Origin of the sequence: Actinoplanes derwentensis (assembly GCF_900104725.1) — a bacterium.
Taxonomy (GTDB): Bacteria; Actinomycetota; Actinomycetes; order Mycobacteriales; family Micromonosporaceae; genus Actinoplanes; species Actinoplanes derwentensis.
On the sequence record NZ_LT629758.1, the window covers coordinates 8,295,011 to 8,317,926 of the forward strand.

Here is a 22,916-nt window from a genome sequence, read left to right on the forward strand (position 1 = left end):
CATCGGGTATCAGAGATCAACAACTGGGATCCCCCGATCAAGATTGGAATCCGTCCGGCAGGAGCCGGTTGAGTGCTCTGACCGCGCGATATTGCAGAGCTTTGATGGCTCCCTCGTTCTTGCCCATGGTCTGTGCGGTCTCGGCGACCGAGAAGCCCTGGAGGAAGCGGAGCACGATGCACTCCTGCTGTTCCGGGTTGAGCTGCTTGACCGCGGTGAGCAGGGCGACGTTGGTGATGTGGTCGACCACCGCCGACTCCGGGCTGCCTTCCGGCCCGCGGTCCTCACGATCGGCGTCGAGCACGTCGCCGGTGGTCACCTCAAGGCGGTAGCGACCGGACTTGAAGTGGTCGGCGACCAGGTTCCGGGCGATCGTCACGAGCCAGGCGCCCAGGTCACGGCCCTGCCAGGTGAAGCTGCCAATCCGCTTGAGGGCACGCAGGAAGGTGTCCGACGTCAGGTCCTCGGCGAGCTGGCGGTTACCGACCCGGAAGTAGACGAAGCGGAACACGGTGTCCACGTACCGGTCGTAGATCAGGCCGAAGGCCTCGGCCTCGCCGGCTTGGGCCCGTTCGACGAGCGCCCACACCTCGGCGGCGGGATCGCCCCGATCGGGGCGGGCCGGGTGCTTGGGTGGTTCGGTCTCGGTGGGCGGGCCGGTCTTGCTCTGGGTCGGCAGGACCACGGTGTGTTCACCGGGGGCCGTCTCGTTCTCGCCGATCGTGGAGCGCTGGCCGGGTGTGGGCTGGGACGGGGGCCGCGGCGAGGCGGGCCGCCCGCCGCCGAATCTGCCGTTGCCGTTGTGCGGCGAGGCGACTGCGGGGGGACTGTTCGGCGTACGACGGCTGCCGGTCTGTTTGGGGCTGTCGCCCCGGATCGCGTTCACGATCACGCCGTCAACGGACTCTCGCAGTGTGTTCAACCCCTCGGTGAGTACGTGCCGGGCCGCGAGGACCTCGCGTTGGTACGGGTCCTCGGCGTACACATGAGTCACTGCGCCTCCTTCACCCGGCGGGCCTTCGACGACAGTGAATCCGTCCCGCCAGACGTAGATTCACTTCGATTCCGTGCTTTGTAGGGCACAGCGGCCTCCTCGGGATGAGGGTGGTCACTCACAAACAAAAGCTCCACTAACATCAGCAAAAGCTTCACTAACCGACAAAAGCCGTCACTGACAAGAAAATGGGCGGGACGACCGCGAAAAACCGGCCAGTCTCACCCGTTGGTGTGTATTCCGTTACACAGTGCGGAAGTATTGCCGACTTCGGACACGCGGAGTCGCACACCATGTGCGCTGAGCGCAAAGCCGTGAATCCCGCTTAAAGCGGCAAGCCTCGTCAAGGTCACTTTCGCCTAACAATGCGCGAAAGGGACGGACCGGTTGTCCGCTCGGCCTCAGAGCGCCTGGCGCGGGTGCCCGGACGGAAGTGGAAGGATGGGCGAGTGAGACTCACCCTGATCAGTCGCGGCGGCTGCCATCTGTGCGAGGTGGCCGAAAAGACACTGGACCGGATCGCGCCGGGCCAATGGGCGAAAGTCGACGTGGACTCGTCGATCGAGCTGGAGCGCGACTACGGCGACCGGGTGCCGGTGCTGCTGCTGGATGGCCGTGAGCACGGTTACTGGCGCATCGAGGAGGAGCGCCTGCTGCGGGATTTAGCTCGACAACCGGGTGAACCCCGCCTGTAGGTTCTCCGGGTGACAGCAAAGCATTTGGTTTGGGACTGGAACGGAACCCTTCTCGACGACCTTCACCTGGTCGTGTCGTCGACGAACACCGCCTTCGCCGCGGTCGGCGGCCGCGACGTCGACTCCGACGAGCATCGGCGGGCCTTCCGCCGGCCGGTCGCCGACTTCTACGCCGAGATGCTCGGCCGGGCCGTCGAGCAGGAGGAGTTCGGGCGGCTGGACCGGATCTTCCACGACGCGTACCGCCTCGGGCTGACCGACGTCTCGCTGGCCGCCGACGCGCAGGCCGCGATCAAGACCTGGAGCGGCAGCCAGTCGCTGCTCTCCATGTGGTTCCACCACGAGCTGGTCCCGGCGGTCGAGGGGTACGGCCTGGCCGGTCTCTTCACCCGGATCGACGGGCTGAAGGCCGAGCTGGGCGGCGGTTTCAAAGCCGGGCACCTGGCGCTGCACCTGTCCGAGCTCGGGGTGGCCGGCGCGGACGCGGTCCTGATCGGTGACTCGATCGACGACGCCGAGGCCGCCGAGTCGGTAGGCGCGTCCGTGGTGCTCTACACCGGTGGTTTCACCGACCCCGCACGGTTGCGTGAATCCGGCCGTCCGGTGGCCGACACGCTGGTGGATGCGGTGAAGATGGCCATGTCACTTTGAGCAGGGTGGCCCTGGTGGCGTTCCACCGGTAATACTCGACAGGTCGGCCCGAGTAACACAGCCGGGTCGACCTTGTCCAATTGTCCCGTCAAGATCGCGATTTGTGCACGCCTTCACAAGCGCCTACTCTGTGACTCCGACGAGCCCCGCACTACCACAGCTACCCCACGAGGGTTCCACCGGTACCGCACAGACAGGGCTCACCGCAGGTCCGCCTCGTCGGCACGGAGTCAGATGAGTCAGCAACGTCACGGAAGCACGCCCGGTGAAACCGATGGCGTCCCGGCCTTCCCGGATCTCCCGGAGGCGACCATCGCACGACTGCCGGAGTACCTGCGCGCCCTTCACCACCTCGCCGAGACCGGCGCGGAGACGGTGTCGAGCGAGGGTCTCGCAGCAGCCGCCGGGGTCAACTCGGCCAAGCTCCGCAAGGATCTCTCCCACCTAGGCTCCTACGGCACGCGCGGCGTCGGCTATGACGTGGCCCTGCTCGTCTACCAGATCGAGTACATCCTGGGCCTCGACAAGAACCGCGCGGTCTGTCTCGTCGGCGTCGGTAACCTCGGGCACGCCCTGGCCGGTTACGCCGGTTTCGCCAGCCGTGGCTTCCGGGTGGTCGCGCTCTTCGACGCCGACGAGCGCAAGGTCGGCGAGGAGATCAACGGGCTGATCGTGCAGCACATCGATGATCTCCAGCGGATCGCGGCGGAGGAGTCCATCGCGATCGGTGTCATCGCCACCCCGCCCGGCACCGCGCAGCTGGTCGCCGACGCATTGATCGCCGCGGGCGTGACGAGCATTCTCAACTTCGCCCCGGGGGTTCTTTCGGTGCCGTCAAACGTCGACGTCCGCAAAGTGGATCTCGCTATCGAGCTGCAGATCCTTTCGTTCCACGAGCACCGCAAGGCGTCTCTGACCGCGCTTCCCGGCGGCCGGTCCGCCCCGGCGGAAAGCGGCAATCAGGAGGCGGTCGGTTCGTGAACCTACTCAGCATCGGCGCCTCGTACCGCACCGCAGACCTCGCGGTCCTCGAGCGCCTCACCATCCCCGAGTCGTCCGTTCCCGAGCTGCTCCAGCACCTGATCGCCCAGCCGTACGTGGGTGAGGCCGTCGTGGTCTCCACCTGCAACCGGGTCGAGGTGTTCGCAGCGGTCAGCGGGTTCCACGGCGGCCTCGGCGACATCTGCAACGTGCTGTCCGAGCACTCCGGCATCCCCGCCACCGAGCTGGCCAGCCATCTGTACGTGCACTACGGCGAAGCCGCGGTCCGGCACTCCTTCCGGTTGTCGTCCGGCCTCGACTCGATGGTCATCGGCGAGGCGCAGATCCTCGGCCAGCTGCGGGACGCCTACCACACCGCGACCGAGGTCGACTCGGCCGGCCGTCTGCTGCACGAACTGATGCAGCAGACGCTCCGTGTCGGCAAACGGGCGCACTCCGAGACCGGCATCGACAAGGCCGGGCAGAGCGTCGTCACGGCCGCCCTGGACGTGGCCGCCGAGCATCTCGGTGGTGACCTCACCGGCAAGTCCGCGCTGGTCATCGGCGCCGGGGCGATGGGTTCACTGTCAGTGGCCACGCTCACCCGCAGCGGTGTCGGGCCCCTGCGGATCACCAACCGCAGCCAGCAGCGCGCCGACCGGCTGGCCGAGCTGTACGGCGCCACTTCGGTCCCGTTCGACGACCTGGACGCCGTGCTCCGCGAGGTCGACATCGTGGTGTGCGCGACCGCCTCCACCGAGCCGGTCCTGACCCGGGCCCGCCTGGAGAAACTGACCAACAGCCTGGTCGTTCTCGACCTGGCGGTTCCGCGGGACGTCGCCCCTGACGCCATCGGCCTGCCCGGCCTGGTCGTCATCGACATCGACACCCTTGCCAACAGTCGCCGGACCGGCCCGGCGGCGGCCGAGACCGCGGCCGTAGAGCAGATCGTCACCGGCGAGGTGGACAGCTTCCTCGGGTGGATGCGCGGGGCCGAGGTCGCGCCCACGGTGGCCGCGCTGCGCACCCGGGCCGACGAGGTGGTGTCCGCGGAGTTGCGCAAGCTGATGTCCCGGCGGCCGGAATTCACCGAGGAGCAGCGAGGCGACGTTTCCCGTACCCTGCACCGGGTCGTCCAGCAGTTGCTGCACTCGCCTACCGTGCGGGTCCGTCAACTGGCCGCCGAGCCCGGCGGTGATCAGTACGCCGCTCTGCTGCGCGAACTGTTCGACCTCGACGTCCCGCTGGCCACCCAGGCGAACGCCGTACCGCAGATCGGAGGCAAACCGTGACCGACCCGCTGCGTCTCGGCACCCGGGGGAGCACTCTCGCGCTCACCCAGTCGAAGTTGGTCGCCGACGCTCTCACCGCCGCCACCGGCCGACCGGTCGAGCTGGTCCGGATCGTCACCCCCGGTGACCAATCGGCCGCCCCGATCGCGGAGCTGGGCGTCGGTGTCTTCGTGTCGGCGCTGCGTGACGCCCTGCTGGCCGGCGAGATCGACTTCGCCGTGCACTCCTACAAGGACCTGCCCACCGCCGGTCACCAGCGACTGCACATCGCCGCGGTGCCGGTCCGGGAAGACCCCCGGGACGCACTGATCGCCCGGGACGGCCTGACCCTGGCGGAGCTGCCGCCCGGCTCGCGGATCGGTACCGGAGCGGTGCGCCGTGTCGCGCAACTGCTGGCTTTGGGCCTAGAGTTGCAGGTCACGCCGATTCGAGGGAACGTCGACTCACGCATTGCCCGGGTTCTCGGACCCGACGCGGACCTCGATGCCGTTGTTCTCGCCCGAGCCGGTGTGGCACGTCTCGGCCGGTCGACGGAGATCACCGAGACGCTCGACCCGATGCTCATGCTGCCCGCCCCGGCTCAGGGCGCGCTGGCGGTGGAGTGCCGGGCCGACGACACCGACCTGATCGAGTTGCTGTCCGTTCTCGATCACGCACCGACCCGCGCTGCCGTCACGGCGGAGCGGTCGATGCTTGCCACGCTCGAGGCCGGATGCTCCGCCCCGGTCGCGGCACACGCCGAGATCGCCGAGGGCGACGACGGTGACGAGATCTACCTGCGCGGTGCGGTGATCAGCTTGGATGGTGTCCGAGCCGTCCGACTGTCGCGCACCGGAACGCCCGCCGGCGCTGCGGAGATCGGCAAGGCACTTGCCATCGATCTCCTCGACGCCGGAGCCGATACCCTGATGGGGAGCACAGAATGACCACCCGCACCGCCCGTAAGCCAGCCGGACGCATCGCGTTCATCGGCGCCGGACCCGGCGACCCGGAGCTGCTGACCCGCCGCGCGTACGCGGCGTTGACCGATGCCGACCAGGTGGTCTACGACCGCGGGGTGCCCGACTCCCTGCTCAGCGCGATCCGCTCCGACGCCAAGGAGGACGCGCAGTTCAGCCCGGCCGAAGGCGCCCCCGGCGACGTCGCCAAGGTGCTGCTCTCCGCTGCGAAGTCCGGCCTCTCCGCCGTCCACCTGGTAGCCGGTGACCCGTTCGGCCACGAGTCGGTGGTCAAGGAGGTGCAGGCGGTCGCTCGGACCGCGGTGCACTTCGAGGTCATCCCCGGCATCGGCCAGGCCGAGGGCGTCGCCGCCTACGCCGGTGTGCCGCTGCCCGGTGTGCGCATCTCCGCTGACGTCGACGACGTCACCAACCTGGACTTCGACGCGCTCGCCGGAGCTGCCCAGAAGGGCTCCTTCGCGGTGGCCGTGGACGCCGGCGACCTCGCCGCCGTCCGGGACGGGCTGCTCGCGGCGGGTGTCGAGCCGGGTGTCCCGGTCGCGGTGACCGGCGACGGCACCGGCGAGACGCAGTACACCACCACCTCGACCGTGGACAGTTTCGTCGCGGCGGCGCTCGGCTTCACCGGCCGGGTCGTGCTCACCGTCGGCACCGAGGTCGCCGAGCGCGACAGCCTGAGCTGGTGGGAGAACCGCCCGCTGTACGGCTGGAAGGTCCTCGTCCCGCGTACCAAGGAGCAGGCCGGCGCGATGAGTGCCAGGCTCCGTGCCTACGGCGCGATCCCGTGTGAGGTGCCGACCATCGCGGTCGAGCCGCCCCGCACCCCGGCTCAGATGGAGCGGGCCGTCAAGGGCCTGGTCGACGGCCGGTACGCCTGGGTCATCTTCACCTCGGTCAACGCGGTCCGCGCGGTCTGGGAGAAGTTCGGCGAGCACGGTCTGGACGCCCGCCACTTCGGTGGCGTCAAGATCGCCTGCATCGGTGAGGCCACCGCCGACGCGGTCCGCGCGTTCGGCATCCAGCCGGAGCTGATCCCGGCCGGTGAGCAGTCCAGCGACGGTCTGCTGGCCGAGTTCTCGCCGCACGACGAGATCCTCGACCCGGTCGGCCGGGTTCTACTGCCGCGCGCTGACATCGCGACCGAGACCCTCGCGGCCGGTCTGATCGAGCGTGGTTGGGAGGTCGACGACGTGACCGCGTACCGGACGGTCCGCGCCGCCCCGCCGCCGGCCGAGATCCGCGACGCGATCAAGTCGGGCGGGTTCGACGCGGTGCTCTTCACCTCGTCCTCGACGGTCCGCAACCTGGTCGGCATCGCCGGCAAGCCGCACGCCCGCACGGTCGTCGCGGTGATCGGCCCGAAGACCGCCGAGACGGCTGTCGAGTTCGGTCTGCGGGTCGACACCCAGCCGCAGAACGCGTCGGTGCCGGACCTGGTCGAGGCGCTCGCCGAGTACGCCCTCGAACTCCGCGAGAAGCTGGCCGCCATGCCGGCCAAGCAGCGCCGCGGTTCCAAGGTGCAGGGCCCGACGGCTCTCCGTTTCCGCTGATCCTCATCGAGAACGCGCCGGCCTTCGTGGTCGGCGCGTTCGCCGTTTCCGCAACAGCCGGATCTTGAAAACCCTTTTGGGAGCGTCCGATGTCCTTCCCTGACATCCGCCCGCGCCGCCTGCGGCGCACACCCGCCATCCGTCGTCTGGTCGAGGAGAACCGCCTCGCCCCGTCCGAGCTGGTCCTGCCCCTCTTCTTGAAGGAGGGCCTGACCGAGCCGAAACCGATCACCTCGATGCCCGGCGTTCTCCAGCACACCCGGGAGTCGCTGCGTAAAGCGGCGGCCGAGGCGGTCGCCGCGGGTGTCGGCGGTCTGATGCTGTTCGGCGTGCCGGACGACGCCAACAAGGACGCGACCGGTTCGGCCGGCCTCGACCCCGACGGCATCCTCAACGTCGGCCTCCGCGACCTCCGGGCCGAACTGGGCGACTCCACGGTCATCATGAGCGACCTGTGCCTGGACGAGTTCACCTCGCACGGGCACTGCGGTGTGCTCGCCGCCGACGGTTCCGTCGACAACGACGCGACCCTGGCGATCTACGCGGACATGGCGATCGCGCAGGTCGAAGCGGGCGCCCACATGGTCGGCCCGTCCGGCATGATGGACGGCCAGATCGGCGTGGTCCGCAAGGCCCTCGACGGCGCCGGTCACCAGGACATCTCGATCCTGGCCTACTCGGCGAAGTACGCCAGCGCCTTCTTCGGCCCGTTCCGGGAGGCCGTCGAGTCGTCCCTGGACGGCGACCGCCGTCAGTACCAGCAGGACCCGGCCAACGCCCGGGAGGCTCTGCGCGAGGTCGAACTGGACATCGCCGAGGGCGCCGACATCGTCATGGTCAAGCCCGGCCTGCCCTACCTGGACATCATCGCCGCCATCCGCGACCACGTGACCGTGCCGGTGGCCGCCTACCAGGTCTCCGGCGAATACGCGATGGTCGAGGCCGCCGCCGCCAACGGCTGGATCGACCGCGAACGAGCCATCCTCGAATCCCTGACCGCGATCAAGCGCGCCGGCGCCCAGATCGCCCTGACCTACTGGGCCACCGAGGCCGCAAACCTGCTCCGCGAGCGTTACTGACGCTCCGCCGCGGTGTCGCACTTCAAAACCGACCCCGCTGCGATACGAGTAGGGCGCCCTTCGCCGAACCACACCTCCCGTAGCGTCCACGCGAGGCCGGCGAGGGGCGCGGTATCCCCGCGCCCGCCGGGCCGAATGCGCCGGTCACCGTGCTCCACGCCCGTCCTCAGGCACGACCGCCCCTTCGCCCGCTGGCGCGTCGCGCCCTCTTGTGTGGCTACTTAGGGTGCGAATCGCACCCTAAGTAGCCACGCTCAGCTCAGCTCGAAGCGCTGGACCAGCTGGGTCACATCGGCGATGTACTCGAACCAGTCCCGATCGGACTGGTAGCCCAACTCGGCGTTCACCTTCAGCATCGACTCGTTGTGCTGGGCGTTCCACGTCTGCACCTGACGCAACGTCGGCTCGGCGGCCCGCAACTCGAACAGCATCCGAGCCTTGATCGCCCGGTCGATGCCATAACCACGGTGCTCCCGGACGACGATCGTGTCGTACTGATCGGCGCGCTCCGGATGCTGCGCCGGTACCACCACCTCGGTCAGGCCGGCCACCGCACCGGTCGCCTCGTGGATGGCGAGCACGATGTACGGACTCAGTCCGCGTCGGTGCAAAGTCTCCAGCGACTCCCGCAACCGTTGCGGATCCGAGGACCGCGGTGCCAGGTCCAGGTCGTCGTCATCCCGTTGCGCCTCGGCTTTCGCCTGCGCGTAGGCGTCCAGCAGATGATCCGGCGGACCGCCCGGGTGATACTCCACTCGGTAGCCGGAACTGATTCCACTGGCCATGCCACCGAGGGTCAGCCAGTCGACCGAGTCCAGGTTGAGGACGCTGCGAGTCTCCACATACTCCCGCTCGAAGCCCAGCGACTCGTAGAACGGGATCGCCGGAGTGCCCCCGATCGCCTCCACGCCGATCGAGGAGAAACCCTCCAGATAGGCACGGCGAACCGCCATCGCGACCAGCTGCCGGCCCAGGCCACGGCGCCGCAACTCGGGCCGCACCACCACTTCCAGCACCCCGATGTCGCCGAGCAGCAGGATGTTGACGTGCGCGAAGATCTTGCCGGCGCCCTCGGGAAGCCGGTCGTCCTCGGCCACCCAAGTGATCCGCCGTTCGCCCGGCATGGTTTCGGCCAGATACTCCCTGACCTGCACGTCCCGCCAGGGTGGATCCTCCGGGAGATCGGCCGCCAGGACCGCGTTCACCGTCTCCACGAGCGAGTCGACCTCGGCCGCGGACGCTGAGCGGGGATCCCATTCACGCACCCTCACTAGTACATCGTGCCGTTTGTACGACCCGGAGGGAAGTCCTGACCACGCAAAAGTACAGAGCCCATCACACAGCGTCGTAAAGATCGCCGATCTCTCATCGCACCGTGATCACGACTGGCTACGACGCCCGTATTCGTCGGCCGTGGTGAAGACCTTCTGCGCGTGCGGCTGAACCGCGTTGTACGACAGGATCGCCTCCCACCAGGAATCGGCCCGCGACATGTCCCGCCCGCCCTTGCACAGGTAGACCGCGGCGGTCAGCGCCGCGTCGTCGATGTCATTGGGGTTCGCCACCCCGTCCCGGTCCGCGTCGATCGCGTTCTCCTGCCAGGTAGCCGGAAGGAACTGCATCGGCCCGATCGCCCGGTCGAACGTGGTGTCCCCGTCCAGGGCCCCCCGATCAGTGTCGGCGATCAGCCGCCGCCCACCTTTCCCGTCCATCGGCAGCCCGTAGATCGTCGGCTCCGCCACCCCGTCAGCCCGCAGTACCGCCCCGTTGTAGCTGCCGTGCGACGACTCGACCTTCCCGATCGCGGCCAGCGTGGTCCAACTCAACCGGCAGGTAGGCGTGGTCTGCGTGGCAACAAGCTCGGCATACCCGTAGGCCTGCACCGCGACCACCGGAACGCCCACTTTGGTCCCGACCTGCTCAGCCCAGCCCGCCAGAGCGTCAGCCGGCCGAACAGCCGCCACCGTGGGTTGCGTATACCCCGGCAGTCCCGACACACCCACCCCAGGTAGTCCCACCCCCGGCAGTCCCGTGCCAGGCAGCCCCGTGCCGAGCCCCGGAACCGGATAGCTGGGCGGCAGACCACCCGCCCCCGGCAGCCCGCCCGCCGACTCCAACACCGGCGGCACCGCCCCTTGCCCACTCTCACCGAACCGTGGAGTCACACTGGGCGCCGGCGCCGCCTCCAGCGCTTTCGGCACCAGATAGGCCCCCGAAGCCACAGCCGTGACAACCAGCGCCGCCACCAGAACCCCCGGAATGACGACCCGCCCACTGGGCCCCCGCCCCCACGACACAACCCCACGCCCCGCCGACCCGACCCCACGCCCAACCCACCCAAGCGCACGAACCGGCCGCCCCCACCCCGTCCGCCCAGTCGCCGTTCCAGCCGCCGCCGTCCCAGCCGTCTCGGCCGCCGCCGTTCCGGTCGCTGTTCCCGCCGCCGCTGTCGTCCCAGCCGCTGTCGTGCCTGCAGCCGCTGCTGATCCAACCGCCGCTGCTGCTCCATCAGCCACTGTCGGCCCCGCCGCCGTTCCAGCGGTCCCCTTGCCAGCGGCTGCCGCGCCAGAACTCATATCCGGCACGTCCCCGCCAGGCTTCGTGCCGGAACCCGCCGACTCACCTGTCGAGGCCGTCGCGGCACTCCCTTTCGGCTTGGCACTGTCACCGTCGGGCGCAGCGGCCCGAAGCAGCCCGGTCTCAGCAGGCTTCCCGATCGCACCGGATTGCCCAGTCGCAGTGGCCTTCTCGGCCGCGCTGGGTTTCTGAGCAGCGGATGGTTTCTCGATCCCGCTGGGCTCTTGGGCCGTGCCGGGCTTCCCAGTTGCGGCGGGTTTCTCGGTCCCGCTGGGTTCCCGGGTCGTGCCGTGCCCCTCGGCCGCTGCGGGCCTTTCGGTCGTGCCGGGCTTTTCAGCAGGGGCATGCTCTTCGGTCATGGCTGGCTCTTCGGTCGCGCTTCCCGAACTGGCGGCCAGGTCCGGGAACGGCTTACCGGCGGGGAACGGCTTGGCCTCAGGGAGAGGAGTAACCGCAGGGAATCCCCCCGTGGACTGCGCGATCGGCTCGGCCGGCCGTGAGGTGGAAGACGGCCCCGCGGTAGAGAACGGCCCCGCGGTGGAGGATGGATCGGCCGGGGCCGCGCCGGAACTCCCCAGGGGCCCGCCCTGATGCGGTGCCGGGGCTGGCTGCTCTTCTGGGTCTTTCCGTGCCTCCGCCACGCGTCGACCCTACCCGCCGGAAACCACTATCGGGGATGCCGTGAAGGCCCTGTGGACAACTCCCTGAGCGTGCTTCGAGGCAGGGGTTCTACGCTGGTCGGATGCCGCGTTACGAGTTCCGCTGTCGCGCCTGTGGCGCCGATTTCGAAGTCAGTCGCCCGATGAGTGAGGCCAGCCAGCCGGCGGCCTGTCCGGAGGGCCACGGCGACACTGTGAAGCTGCTGTCCACAGTCGCCGTCATGGGCCGCGGAGGCCCGGCCCGACCTGCCCCGGCAGCTGGAGGCGGTGGAGGCGGCGGTTGTTGCGGTGGCGGCGGCTGCTGCTGACCGCCCCGGGCCGCATGGTCGTGTCCCGCCCGCCCGTGCGGCCCGGAAGAGCGCAGAGCCCACGCCGACGAAGCGGCCGACGAAGAACGCACGGCGAAGCGCGCCCAACCAAGAAGCGAAGAACGGCGAAGCGCACACGCGGGGTGCGAACCCCAGATCACCAACCCGAGAATTCGCCTGCGAAACGCCCGCCCCTCAGCGACCATGGTGATCACTGTCGACTTCGTCCGGTGACGCCGTCCTCGCTCCGGGTGCCGATCCGATGCCTCTTACGGGTAGACCCGAACGCCCTGGCGGTTTTGCTCCCGCACGGCGTTTCCGCGTTCGATCTCTTTCGTTACGAGACGCGTAGTCCCGTATGCCTCCGGTCGATGCACGACCACGATGTCCTCCGTAAGGGGTCGGCCGCGACGGGCTAGTGATCACCGTCCGTTTCTACGATGGGCGGTAACGCAGAGATACGGCACCATGAGTCGCGACTTCCCAGAAAGGGGCGGAGGTTCCACCGTGTCGGGACGGATCGAGCTACCCAGTGGCCTGGTGACCTTTATGTTCACCGACATCGAGGGCTCGACGCGGCTTGCCCGGATGCTCGGTGCGGCCTACCGGAGCGTTCTCAATGCGCATCGAACAGTGCTACGCGCTGTGTTCAAAGACTTCGATGGTGTCGAACTCCTAACCGAGGGTGACTCCTTTTTCGTGGCGTTCTCGAACGCTGACGCGGCGCTCGCGGCGTGTGTGGAGGCGCAGCGGCGACTGTCTGCTCACGACTGGCCGCGGCACGACGCGGTGCCGCTGGTCCGGATGGGACTGCACACCGGGCGGGCGAATCCGGTCGGCCAGGAGTACGCGAGTGCCGAGGTGCACCGGGCGGCGCGGGTGTCGGCGGCGGCGCACGGCGGTCAGGTGCTGTGTTCGGAGGCGACGGCCGTGGCGGTGACCGCCACCTATGCGACGGCGACCGCGACGGCGGGTACCGCGGCCGCCGCGACTCTGGCCACGGTGGATCTGGTCGACCTGGGTGCGTTCCGGCTGCGGGGGTTCGACGACGACGAGCGGCTGTTCCAGGTGATCGCTCCCGGTCTGGAGCGGGAGTTCCCGCACCCGCGGACCGGGCAGGCGCCCCGGCACAATCTGCCGGCCGAGCACAGCCCGTTTGTGGGGCGCCGGGCTGAGATCGCCGAACTGTCCGAGCTGATCAGCCGGAACCGCCTGGTCACAGTGGTGGGCCCGGGCGGTTCCGGTAAGACGCGGCTGGCGAGTGCGGTGGGCGAGCAGCTTCTCCCGGCGTACCCGGGCGGGGTTTGGACGATCGATGCCGCAAACGCCGCGCAAGGACTGCCGGCCGCTCTCGCCGCCGCTCTGGGCCTGCGCCCGGAACCGGGCCGGCCGATGATCGACACGGTGGTGGAACAGTGCGCCGAACGCCGGATGCTCGTCATCGTGCAGACCTGTGACGCCGCCCCGGCGCTGACCGCGACGCTGGCGCACCGGCTGCTCAGCCGCTGCCGGCGGCTCGATGTGGTGGCTACCGGCCGGTCGCCGCTGGCGCTGCCGGGGGAGACCGTGTGGCGGATCCCGCCGCTTGTTCCGGCGGACGCGTTCGCGCTGCTCCGGGACCGTGCGGCGGCAGCGCAGGGCGGACGCCCCGGTGATGGTGACTCGCAGTTGGCGCGGCTGGCGGCCCGGTTGGAGGGTTCGCCTCTGGCTATTCAGCTCGCCGCCGCCCGGCTGCGGTTGCTGCCCGCCGAACAGTTGGCCCGCCGTCTCGACGATCCGCTCGGCGCGCTCGACAACGATGCCGCCGGCGACGGCCGGCACGCCAGCCTGACCAACAATCTGGCCTGGTCGTACCGCACGCTGGGCAACCGGGCCGCCGGTCTGCTGCGGCGGCTCGCGGTCTTCGCCGGGCCGGTCGATCTGACGACTGTGGAGTGGTGTGATCCGGGTGCGCTCGGCGCGCTCTCCGAACTCGCCGACAAGTCCCTGGTGGAGGTGGCGCCCGGCCCCAGTTATCGGATGTCCGACCAGGTGCGGGCGTACGCTCTGCGCCAACTCGCGGCCACCGGTGAGGAGGCTGCCGTCCGGGCGAGTCATCTGACCTGGGCGTTGCACGCGCTGGATCGGGCCGCCGTGGACAGCGACGATCAGATCCGGACAGTGTCACTGACCGAGCTGGGCCCACTCGTACCGGAATGGCAGTCGGCGTTGCGCTGGGCCTCGGCCACCGGTGACGTACCGGCCGGTCTGCGCCTTGCCGCCGCCCTGGAACCCTGGTGGCGCGAACACGACGACGCCCGCCGGGAGGGCCGTGAGCTGCTGGCCGCCTTGTACCGGCATCTGCCGGCCGCCGTGGGCCGGGTGACCGCCGCCGACCTGGCGCGAACCTATCTGGTGCACGCGGGGCTCGCCGACGAGCGGGCCGAGCGGGAGCGGTTCCTGGCACGGGCCGAGGCGGAGGCCGGGAGCTCCGGCGACGAGGCGCTGCAGGTCCGGGTCCGGGCGGTCCGCCTGACGCTGTCCGGCGACGATCCGGCAGCCGCCGAGAGCGACTGTCGCGAGGTGATAGCCGAGGCGGAACGTTCCGGGGTGCCGAACGCGGCCTTCCCCGCCGTCCTGACCCTGGCCGAACTGCTCTGGCGGCGTGAGGCCGTCACCGAGGCCGCCGATCTGCTGGGCGCGGCCCGCCAGCTGGAGGCGGCGCGTCCCGAGGACCGCGGCCGGCGGGCGGTGGACTGGCTGCTCGGCATGGTGGCGCTCCGCCGTGGTGACCTGGTCGCCGCCCACGATCACCTGGTGGTGGCGTTGCGGTCCCGGTTGCGGCACGGCTTCCGGGGTGCGGCCGCTGACGCGGTGGCCGCGATCGCGGTGCGCTGCGCGTTCGGCGGCGATCCGGCGACTGCCACAGTGCTGTTCGGCGGTGCCGAAGCGGCATGCGGCGCCCGGCGTACCGAATCGTTCGGCGCTTTCTGGTCGGCCCGTCAGGCGTCGCTGCGGGAGCTGCTCGGCGACGCGGCCTTCGACGAGGCCTACGCGGACGGCGCGAGCCTGGGCTTCGATCGGATAGTCGCGATGGCCTTGGCCGTGGAACACCCCGACCTGGAGAACGGAGCTGTCCGCTTCGCCCAGATAGTGCGATAAAACACTTCTTCTGGTACGCCACCCGGCCCGACAACCGCAGCTACCGGTCCTGCCTCGTCCCCGCGAGGCGGGCCGCCGGTCCCGGCCGACCCGCGACCGCCGGGCCGAATGCGGTGGCTCAGACGGAGACCCCGTTGGAGACGGACTCGTCATCGCGGATGTAGACCAGCAGGTCGCCGGTCTCGATCGTGACGGCCTGCTCGCCGCCCAGCGGCAGCACCTTGCCCCGGCGGATCAGGGCCACCACCAGCGTCACCAGCTGCCGGGGGTTACGGCCCACCTCGGCCCGCTCGGCCGAGCGCATCGCCAGCGCCATGCCCTGACCCGGTGTCAACAGGTCCTCCACCACGTCGATCAGCGGCGGCGCGGTGGTGGTCAGACCGAGCAGGCGGCCGGCCGTCGACGACGACACGATCACGTGGTGGGCGCCGCTCTGTTTGAGCAGCGCCGCGTTCTCCTGCTCACGGACCGCGGCGATGATCCGGACCTGACCGGCGGTCAGCTGGCGGACGGTCAGCGTGATCAGCACCGAGGCCTCGTCGCGGTCGGTGGCGATGATGACCGACTTGGCGTTCTTCACATCCGCCTCGTTCAGCACCGACGACCGGGTGGCATCACCCTCGATCACCACGAAACCGCTGGCCTGAGCCTGCCGGACGCCACCTTCACGGTTCTCGACGATGACGATGCGGTTCTTGTCGTAACCGGTCTCCAGCAGTGCGGCGACCGCGGCCCGGCCCTTGGTGCCGTAACCGCAGATGATCACGTGGTCCTTCAACTTGCTCCTCCACCGGGCGACACGCAGACCCTTGCGGTACTGGTCGGTCAGCACCTCCAGTGTGGTGCCGACCAGGATGATCAGGAAGAGGACCCGGGCGGGCGTGATGAACAGGACGTTCACCAGGCGGGCGCTCTGAGTCGCCGGGGTGATGTCGCCGTAGCCGGTGGTGGAGAGCGAGACGACCGCATAGTAGAAGCAGTCGAGCAGGGTCAGCCCGTCCTCGTTGACGTCCCGATAACCGTCCCGGTCGGAGTAGATGACCGCGACCGAGACCAGAATCAGGGAACACGCCATCAACAGCCGCAGCCCGAGGGCCCGCAACGGCCCTTGACGGACCCTAGGTAGATGAATCATGGAACCGCCTGCACGCGATCACCTTAACCGTCAAGCTTGAGCTCTCATCGGTAGGAGATCACATCAGCCCACCGGCCGCGTGCTGGAGGTCCCACATGCCCCGACTCGTGGCCATAGCGGCCCTCACCGCCACGCTGCTCCCTGCCGTTCCGGCGTCCGCGGCCACACTGCCGCCTGCAACTCCGGTGACCAGCGATCGAGCCGAGATCCTGGCCGCCTGGACCCAGCCGACCGCGGAGAGCACCGCCGCCTGGAAGGCAGCCCGGTCCCACCGAAAACGCTGGGCCGCCTACCACTTCGACTGGTCCACCGACCTCTGCACCCGGGCGCCCGAGACACCGCTCGGCTTCGACTTCTCCGACGCCTGCCGCCACCACGACTTCGGCTACCGCAACTACCGGACCACTTTCGCCCAGCACAAGAAACGCATCGACGAGGTCTTCCGAGCCGATCTGCGCCGAATCTGCGACGCCCGCCGCCTGGCCGCCCAGCCGTTCTGCAACGCGACCGCCTTCACCTACTTCGAAGCGGTGCGCCTACTCCCCAGAACCCAGCCCCCGACACCCGCGATCTGACGGCCTACGGCGCGCTCAGCGAGCCCGTCAGAGGATCGTCCAGGTGTCGCCGGTGTTGAGGAGCTGGTCGAGCATCTCTTCGGGGGTGCCGGTGGCCTGGGCCTTCGCGTCGTGGACCTGTTTGCGGACGATCTCGTCGTAGGACGGGCGCCGCACGTCGCGGAACACGCCGATCGGGGTGGTGCCCAGGTCGGAGCCGGAGAGCCGGCTGAGGGCGAAGGCGTACGCCGGGTCCTCGACGGTCGCGTCGTGGACGATCGGGGTGCCGCCTTCCTGGACTTTCAGGCCGAAGCTGCCTTCCGGGTGGACGACGTTCAGATTCCCGAAGGTGATCGGTGAACCCTGTTCGAGGCGGATCAGGTGTTCGTCGCGGGTGGACGCGTCCTTGATCAGGTCGAAGGCGCCATCGTTGAAGATGTTGCAGTTCTGATAGATCTCGACGAACGCCGAGCCCTCGTGGGCGGCGGCGGCCCGCAGCACCGACTGGAGGTGTTTACGGTCGGAGTCGATGGTCCGGGCCACGAAGGTCGCCTCCGCGCCGAGGGCCAGTGACAGCGGGTTGAACGGGGAGTCCGCCGATCCGACCGGCGTCGACTTGGTGATCTTGCCGAGTTCCGAGGTGGGCGAGTACTGACCCTTGGTCAGACCGTAGATCCGGTTGTTGAAGAGCAGGATCTTCAGGTTCACGTTGCGCCGCAGGGCGTGGATCAGGTGGTTGCCGCCGATCGACAGGGCGTCGCCGTCCCCGGTCACCACCCAGACGCTCAGGTCGGGGCGGGATGTGGACAGCCCGGTCGCGATGGCCGGGGCCCGCCCGTGGATCGAGTGCATCCCGTAGGTGTTCATGTAGTACGGGAACCGGGACGAGCAGCCGATCCCGGAGACGAAGACGATGTTCTCCCGGGGGATGCCCAGTTCCGGCATGAACTGCTGCACCGCGGCGAGGATCGCGTAGTCCCCGCAGCCGGGGCACCAGCGCACTTCCTGGTCGGATTTGAAGTCTTTGGCGGTCAGTTTCACCGCGACCGTCTCAGCCATTCTTGACCACGTCCTCGAGCATGCTCTCCAGCGTTGCGGCGGTGAACGGAAGTCCGCTGACTTGGTTGAACGGAACCGCGTCGACGAGATACCGGGCTCGGATCACCGCGGCGAGCTGACCGAGGTTCATCTCCGGGACGACGACTCTGTCGTAACCCGCGAGCACCTCGCCGAGGTTGGCCGGCAGCGGCGACAGATGCCGCAGATGCGCCTGGGCGATCGAGAGGCCCCGCTGGCGCAGCGTGCGGCAGGCGGCACCGATCGGGCCGTAGGTGGAGCCCCAGCCGAGGACCAGCACGGTCGCGTCCTCGGACGGGTCCTCCACGTCCACGTCCGGCACGCTGATCGCCTCGATGCGGGCCTGCCGGGTGCGGACCATGAATTCGTGGTTGGCCGGGTCGTACGAGATGTCGCCGGTCTTGTCGGCCTTTTCCAGACCGCCGATGCGGTGCTCCAGGCCGGGCGTGCCGGGCACGGCCCACGGCCGGGCCATCGTTTCAGGATCGCGCAGGTACGGCAGGAAGCGCCCGTCGTCGGTGTTCGGCGCGGTGGCGAACGCGACCCGCAGGTCGGGCAGTTCGCCGACGGACGGCAGTAGCCACGGTTCGGATCCGTTGGCCACGTAGTTGTCGGACAGCAGAATGACCGGGGTGCGATAGGTCAGCGCGATCCGGGCCGCCTCCAGTGCCGCGTGGAAGCAGTCCGACGGCGACTTGGGGGCGATCACCGCGAGCGGGGCCTCACCGTGCCGCCCGAACAGCGCCATGTTGAGGTCGGCCTGCTCGGTCTTGGTCGGCATGCCGGTGGACGGGCCGGCCCGCTGCACGTCCACGATCACCAGCGGCAGCTCCAGCGCGACGGCCAGCGAGATCGTCTCGCCCTTGAGTGCCACACCCGGCCCGGAGGTGGTGGTGACCCCGAGGGCGCCGCCATACGCCGCGCCCAGCGCCGCTCCGATCGCCGCGATCTCGTCCTCGGCCTGCATCGTGGTGACGCCGAACCGTTTGTGCTTGGACAGCTCGTGCAGGATGTCCGAGGCCGGGGTGATCGGGTAGGCGCCGAGGAAGAGCGGCAGCCCGGACCGCACCGCGGCGGCCACCAGCCCGAGCGCGAGCGCCTGGTTGCCGGTGATGTTGCGATAGGTGCCGGGGCTCATCTTGGCCGGTTTGATCTCGTAGCGCACCGAGAACAACTCGGTGGTCTCGCCGTAGTTCCAGCCGGCCTGGAACGCGGCCTTGTTCGCGGCGACCAGGTCCGGGCGCTTGGCGAACTTGCGCTCCAGGAAGCGCAGTGTCGACTCGAACGGCCGCGAGTACATCCAGCTCAGCAGGCCGAGGGCGAACATGTTCTTGGCGCGTTCGCCGTCCTTCTTGGCGACGCCGAGGTCGGTCAGGGCGCCGACGGTCAGCGAGGTCAGCGCGACCGGGTGCACGGCGAACGCGGCGAGCGAGCCGTCCTCCAGCGGGCTGGCCGAATAGCCGACCTTGGCCAGGTTACGGCGGGTGAACTCGTCGGTGTTGACGATGATGTCGGCACCGGGCGGCAGGTCGGCCACGTTGGCCTTGAGCGCGGCCGGGTTCATCGCCACCAGGACGTCGGGCGCGTCGCCGGGCGTCAGGATGTCGTAGTCGGCGAAGTGCACCTGGAAACTGGAGACCCCGGGCAGGGTCCCGGCCGGTGCGCGGATCTCCGCCGGGAAGTTCGGCAACGTCGAGATGTCGTTGCCGAGCTGGGCGGTCTCGGATGTGAAGCGGTCACCGGTGAGCTGCATACCGTCGCCGGAGTCGCCGGCGAATCGGATGATCACCCGGTCCAGCTGCTCGACTCGCTTCGCGGAAGCGGCCACGGTTCAACCTCCCAAAGGCGCGGACGTCCGTCGATGCCCAGGTCCGCAAATCGTCACTTCCACATTACGTCGCCACTCCTTACGAAGTGGTCCCGGACCGTTGCCCACAGTAGCCACGTGGTGCCGCAGCGAGCTAGTGGTCTTCGGTAGGCTGCACGATCGTGGCGGGATATCTGGGTTCGTACGCCCTCCTCGGCTTGTTGCTGGCGGCCGGGGTGCTGCTGTTCGTGGCCGCGTTCGGGGCGAACCGCCTGCTCCGGCCCGCGAACCCGGCCGAACCCCCGGGCAAGCGGATCTCGTACGAGAGCGGCATCGATCCGGTCGGCGGCGACTGGGCGCAGGCGCAGATCCGGTACTACGTGTACGCGTACCTTTATGTGCTTTTCGCAGTTGAAGCGGTATTTCTCTTTCCCTGGGCACTGATCTTCGACCGGCCGGGTTTCGGCGGGCTCGCGATCGCGGAGATGGGCATCTTCGTGGCCGTGCTGGCCCTGGGCATCCTCTACGCGTGGCGGAAGCGGATCCTGCACTGGACCTGACGCTGGGGGTGGCGGGCTCGCCACCGGAAAGCGGACATGTCAACATCGTGCGCATGGGTCAGCTTCTCCTCTTCATCGTCGTGGCTCTCGTCGTCGCGACGATCGTCTTCGGCGTGACCGTCCTGTTGAGTGGGGGCGACCCCGGGCTGACCCCGGTCGAGCCCGACGGCCGTGCGATCCCGCTGCCCGGCGACCGTCCGCTCGGTGAGGACGACATCTCCCGGACCAGGTTCGACACCGTGCTGCGGGGTTACCGGATGGCACAGGTCGATCAGGCCCTGCAGCGGGCCGCCTACGACATCGGCTACAAGGGCGAGCTGATCGGCGTGCTCGAGGCCGAGGTCACCGCCCTGCGCGAGGGCCGTCTGGAGGAAGCCGACGCGCTTCGCCGGGCCCGTGAGGCGGCGCTCGCCCCGTCCACGGCCCCGCAGTCGGACGCGCTCGTCCCGGTCCCGCCGGCTCCCGACGCGCCGGTCATCGAGATCGAGCCGGAACCCGTGGAGAAACGATGAGCAACGACGCGGAGGCCGGCCCAGGTCTGGGTGACCCGGCCAGTCCCGGTTCCGGCGAGTTCACCGCCACGGTGATCGTCAACGCGCCGGCCGCCAAGGTGTTCGCCGCGTTCATGAACTGGGAGGGTCAGTCCGAGTGGATCCCGTTCACCCGGGTCCGGGTGGTCGAGGGCGACGGCGGCGAGGGCAGCCTGGTCGAGGCGATCACCGCGATCGGCCCGGCGGTGCTCCGGGACGAGCTTCAGGTGGTCAAGGTCAACGCGCCGTACGAACTGCGGGTCGTGCACTGCGGCACGGTGCTGCGGGGACCGGGTGCGATGCGGTGCACGGCGATGTCCGGGGACCGTACCCAGATCGTCTTGCATGAATGGTTTCACCTGCCGGCCGGCGCGGTTGGCAAGATCGCCTGGCCGGTGCTCTGGCCGGGGTCGAAACTCGGGTTCACCGGCGCCCTGAAACGCTTCGCCCGCCTGGTCGAGCAGGGCCGGTTGCCGTGACTGACGTCGTGGTCGGCGCCGACGGCCGGGCCCGCTGCTCCTGGGGTGGCAGCACGCCCGACTACGCGGCCTACCACGACGACGAGTGGGGCAAGGCGGTCCGCGGCGACGACGCGCTCTTCGAACGGCTCACCCTGGAGGCCTTCCAGTCCGGCCTGTCCTGGATCACGATCCTGCGCAAGCGGCCGGCGTTCCGGGCCGCGTTCGCCGGGTTCTCGATCGCGAAGGTGGCGGAGTTCACCGAGGCCGACGCGGTCCGGCTGATGGCCGACACGGGCATCGTCCGGAACCGGATGAAGGTCGACGCGGCCCTGCACAACGCCCGGGTCGCGGCCGAGCTGGACCTGACCGGGCTGCTCTGGTCGTTCGCGCCGGCGAAACGGGACCGGCCACTCACCCGCGCCGATGTCCCGGCGGTCACACCGGAGTCCACGGCCCTGGCCAAGGCGCTCAAGAAGACCGGGTTCAAGTTCGTCGGACCCACCACCGCGTACGCGTTGATGCAGGCCACCGGCATGGTCGACGACCACCTCACGGACTGCTGGGTGCCCGTGATGAGATGACACCATGGCTCAGTTCGTGGTGATCATTCCGGAAGGGCAGTGGGCGACCGAGCGGTTGTTCCAGCACGACGCGGTGACGGTGCCGGCCGTCTTCGCCGCCGAGGTCGGTGACGAGGTGCTGCTGGTCGCCGAGGAACAGGTCGTGGCCCTGGCCCGGGTGGAGAAGGCAGACGGCGGCGAACTGGCTCTGTGGTACCTGCGGCGGGCCTTCGACGCGCCGGTCCCGGCCGTGGGCCTGGCGAACGGCCTGGTCGACGAGGCGACGTTCCAGCGGTTCTCCCGGGCGCTCGGCGGTCTGGCCGACAAGAAGGAATGGCTGGTCAGCGTTGCGCTGCCGATCGAGGCGGTGAACCCGGCGGAGGCGGTGCGCCAGTTCTGGTCGCACGTGCTGGAGCTGGGCCCGGCCGAGCTGCCGACCTATGTCTGGCCGTCCGGTGACGAGCTGGCGATGCAGGCCTTCGTCCTCGGGGCCGAGAAGAACCAGGACCCCGAGGAAGAAGACGAAGAAGACGACTAGCGGCCCTGGTACGCGGGCTTCTGCTTGTTCAGGAAGGCGCCGACCGCGGCCTGGTGGTCCGCGGTCGCGCCGCAGATCGCCTGGGCCTGGGCCTCGGCCGCCAGGGCGTCGGAGAGCGTGCCGGCGGTGGCGATCGACAGCTCCCGCTTGATCGCGCCGTAGGCCACCGTCGGGCCGGCCGCCAGCCGCGCGGCCAGCTCCTGGGCCCGTGGCAGGACCTGCTCGTCGTCCTCCAGGAGCTCGGTCAGCATGCCGATCCGGTCGGCCTCGGCGGCTTTCACCGGCCGGGCGAGCAGCAGCAGTTCGACCGCCTTGGCGTGCCCCACGATCCGCGGCAGCGACCAGGAGATGCCACTGTCACCGGCCAGGCCCACGTTGGCGAACGCCATCAGGAAACTGGTCTTCGGGCCGCCGATCCGGAAGTCGGCGAGCATCGCCAGCGAGGCGCCCGCTCCCGCGGCCATCCCGCGCACCGCCGCGATCACCGGCTTCGGCATGTTCGCCAGACGCTGCGCGATCGGGTTGTAGTGCAGCTGGACCGTGTTGAGGTCGGTGGACCCGGCCTGGAGCAGGGTGGCGTGCTCTTTCAGGTCCTGACCGCCGCAGAAGGCGCCGCCCGCCCCGGTCAGCACGATGGCCCGGCACGTCCGGTCGCTCTCCAGCGAGGCGAGGGTGTCCCGCAGCGCCTCCTTGAGGTCGACGGTGAAGCTGTTCATCGCCTCGGGACGGTTCAGGGTCAGCGTGACGACGGCGTCGGTGCGGTCGACAAGTAGGGAATCCGCCTTCAGTCCGTTCATGGGCGGCGGGT

General features: G+C 69.4%; 22 protein-coding genes. 15 read left to right on the forward strand and 7 right to left on the reverse strand.

Annotated elements, in window-relative coordinates:
• Positions 1–37: 37 nt before the first annotated feature.
• The gene (locus BLU81_RS36935) at positions 38–892 is read right to left on the reverse strand and encodes an ECF subfamily RNA polymerase sigma factor, BldN family (RefSeq protein ID WP_373873332.1); all 855 of its coding nucleotides are present in this window, start codon (positions 890–892) and stop codon (positions 38–40) included.
• A 551-nt stretch (positions 893–1,443) separates the two neighbouring features.
• Between BLU81_RS36935 and BLU81_RS36940 the strand changes: the two genes are divergently transcribed.
• The 7 genes from BLU81_RS36940 (at position 1,444) to hemB (ending at position 8,201) form a co-directional block, all read left to right on the forward strand.
• A complete protein-coding gene (locus tag BLU81_RS36940; RefSeq protein ID WP_092552133.1) occupies positions 1,444–1,689 on the forward strand; it encodes a glutaredoxin family protein in 246 nt (81 codons plus the stop codon).
• A gap of 9 nt (positions 1,690–1,698) precedes the next feature.
• The gene (locus BLU81_RS36945; RefSeq protein ID WP_092552136.1) at positions 1,699–2,340 is read left to right on the forward strand and encodes an HAD family hydrolase; all 642 of its coding nucleotides are present in this window, start codon (positions 1,699–1,701) and stop codon (positions 2,338–2,340) included.
• A gap of 234 nt (positions 2,341–2,574) precedes the next feature.
• Positions 2,575–3,321 (forward strand): redox-sensing transcriptional repressor Rex, encoded by a 747-nt coding sequence (locus BLU81_RS36950; protein ID WP_092552139.1) that lies wholly within the window; start codon positions 2,575–2,577, stop codon positions 3,319–3,321.
• Complete coding sequence (locus BLU81_RS36955) at positions 3,318–4,613, forward strand: glutamyl-tRNA reductase (RefSeq protein WP_092552142.1); 1,296 nt, start codon at positions 3,318–3,320, stop codon at positions 4,611–4,613. Before BLU81_RS36950 ends, BLU81_RS36955 begins: the two co-directional genes overlap by 4 nt.
• The gene (gene hemC, locus BLU81_RS36960) at positions 4,610–5,539 is read left to right on the forward strand and encodes a hydroxymethylbilane synthase (RefSeq protein WP_092552145.1); all 930 of its coding nucleotides are present in this window, start codon (positions 4,610–4,612) and stop codon (positions 5,537–5,539) included. Before BLU81_RS36955 ends, hemC begins: the two co-directional genes overlap by 4 nt.
• The gene (locus BLU81_RS36965; protein WP_092552148.1) at positions 5,536–7,122 is read left to right on the forward strand and encodes a bifunctional uroporphyrinogen-III C-methyltransferase/uroporphyrinogen-III synthase; all 1,587 of its coding nucleotides are present in this window, start codon (positions 5,536–5,538) and stop codon (positions 7,120–7,122) included. The genes hemC and BLU81_RS36965 overlap by 4 nt, the downstream gene beginning before the upstream one ends.
• Before the next feature lie 89 nt (positions 7,123–7,211).
• Positions 7,212–8,201 (forward strand): porphobilinogen synthase, encoded by a 990-nt coding sequence (gene hemB / locus BLU81_RS36970; protein ID WP_092552151.1) that lies wholly within the window; start codon positions 7,212–7,214, stop codon positions 8,199–8,201.
• A 254-nt stretch (positions 8,202–8,455) separates the two neighbouring features.
• Here the strand turns inward: hemB and BLU81_RS36975 are convergent, their stop codons facing one another.
• Complete coding sequence (locus tag BLU81_RS36975; protein WP_092552154.1) at positions 8,456–9,472, reverse strand: GNAT family N-acetyltransferase; 1,017 nt, start codon at positions 9,470–9,472, stop codon at positions 8,456–8,458.
• Positions 9,473–9,580: 108 nt separating this feature from the next.
• Positions 9,581–10,447 carry a lytic transglycosylase domain-containing protein gene (locus tag BLU81_RS51055; protein ID WP_231953699.1) on the reverse strand — a complete coding sequence of 289 codons (867 nt, stop codon included), beginning with the start codon at positions 10,445–10,447 and terminating at the stop codon, positions 9,581–9,583.
• Between the two features lie 1,073 nt (positions 10,448–11,520).
• Here BLU81_RS51055 and BLU81_RS36985 point away from each other — a divergent pair.
• Together BLU81_RS36985 and BLU81_RS36990 are read left to right on the forward strand one after the other, a co-directional pair.
• On the forward strand, positions 11,521–11,745 hold the full coding sequence (locus BLU81_RS36985) for an FmdB family zinc ribbon protein (protein WP_092552157.1): 225 nt from the start codon (positions 11,521–11,523) through the stop codon (positions 11,743–11,745).
• Between the two features lie 507 nt (positions 11,746–12,252).
• Complete coding sequence (locus BLU81_RS36990; RefSeq protein ID WP_092552160.1) at positions 12,253–14,886, forward strand: ATP-binding protein; 2,634 nt, start codon at positions 12,253–12,255, stop codon at positions 14,884–14,886.
• A 118-nt stretch (positions 14,887–15,004) separates the two neighbouring features.
• On the opposite strand, the gene BLU81_RS36995 is transcribed toward BLU81_RS36990, so the two are convergent.
• Positions 15,005–16,021 carry a potassium channel family protein gene (locus tag BLU81_RS36995; RefSeq protein ID WP_092552163.1) on the reverse strand — a complete coding sequence of 339 codons (1,017 nt, stop codon included), beginning with the start codon at positions 16,019–16,021 and terminating at the stop codon, positions 15,005–15,007.
• Positions 16,022–16,116: 95 nt separating this feature from the next.
• On the opposite strand from BLU81_RS36995, the gene BLU81_RS37000 reads away from it, so the two are divergent.
• Positions 16,117–16,596 (forward strand): phospholipase, encoded by a 480-nt coding sequence (locus tag BLU81_RS37000; RefSeq protein ID WP_092552166.1) that lies wholly within the window; start codon positions 16,117–16,119, stop codon positions 16,594–16,596.
• A gap of 27 nt (positions 16,597–16,623) precedes the next feature.
• On the opposite strand, the gene BLU81_RS37005 is transcribed toward BLU81_RS37000, so the two are convergent.
• Together BLU81_RS37005 and BLU81_RS37010 are read right to left on the reverse strand one after the other, a co-directional pair.
• Positions 16,624–17,634 carry a 2-oxoacid:ferredoxin oxidoreductase subunit beta gene (locus tag BLU81_RS37005; protein ID WP_092552169.1) on the reverse strand — a complete coding sequence of 337 codons (1,011 nt, stop codon included), beginning with the start codon at positions 17,632–17,634 and terminating at the stop codon, positions 16,624–16,626.
• Positions 17,627–19,480 (reverse strand): 2-oxoacid:acceptor oxidoreductase subunit alpha, encoded by a 1,854-nt coding sequence (locus tag BLU81_RS37010; RefSeq protein ID WP_092552172.1) that lies wholly within the window; start codon positions 19,478–19,480, stop codon positions 17,627–17,629. The genes BLU81_RS37005 and BLU81_RS37010 overlap by 8 nt, the downstream gene beginning before the upstream one ends.
• A 161-nt stretch (positions 19,481–19,641) precedes the next feature.
• On the opposite strand from BLU81_RS37010, the gene ndhC reads away from it, so the two are divergent.
• Genes ndhC through BLU81_RS37035 form a run of 5 tightly spaced genes read left to right on the forward strand, consistent with a single transcriptional unit; the run spans position 19,642 to position 22,108 of the window.
• Positions 19,642–20,019: an NADH-quinone oxidoreductase subunit A gene (ndhC, locus tag BLU81_RS37015; RefSeq protein WP_092552175.1), complete on the forward strand. Its 378-nt coding sequence runs from the start codon at positions 19,642–19,644 to the stop codon at positions 20,017–20,019.
• A 53-nt stretch (positions 20,020–20,072) separates the two neighbouring features.
• Entirely contained in the window at positions 20,073–20,531 is a 459-nt protein-coding gene (locus BLU81_RS37020) for a DivIVA domain-containing protein (protein ID WP_092552178.1), read from the forward strand.
• Positions 20,528–21,028, forward strand: coding sequence for an SRPBCC family protein (locus tag BLU81_RS50010; RefSeq protein WP_092552181.1), 501 nt, complete (start codon positions 20,528–20,530; stop codon positions 21,026–21,028). Before BLU81_RS37020 ends, BLU81_RS50010 begins: the two co-directional genes overlap by 4 nt.
• Entirely contained in the window at positions 21,025–21,591 is a 567-nt protein-coding gene (locus BLU81_RS37030) for a DNA-3-methyladenine glycosylase I (protein WP_197686021.1), read from the forward strand. The genes BLU81_RS50010 and BLU81_RS37030 overlap by 4 nt, the downstream gene beginning before the upstream one ends.
• A gap of 4 nt (positions 21,592–21,595) precedes the next feature.
• Entirely contained in the window at positions 21,596–22,108 is a 513-nt protein-coding gene (locus BLU81_RS37035) for a hypothetical protein (protein ID WP_092552184.1), read from the forward strand.
• Here BLU81_RS37035 and BLU81_RS37040 read toward each other — a convergent pair.
• Positions 22,105–22,905 carry an enoyl-CoA hydratase/isomerase family protein gene (locus BLU81_RS37040; protein WP_092552187.1) on the reverse strand — a complete coding sequence of 267 codons (801 nt, stop codon included), beginning with the start codon at positions 22,903–22,905 and terminating at the stop codon, positions 22,105–22,107. The genes BLU81_RS37035 and BLU81_RS37040 overlap by 4 nt on opposite strands.
• Positions 22,906–22,916 lie beyond the last annotated feature (11 nt).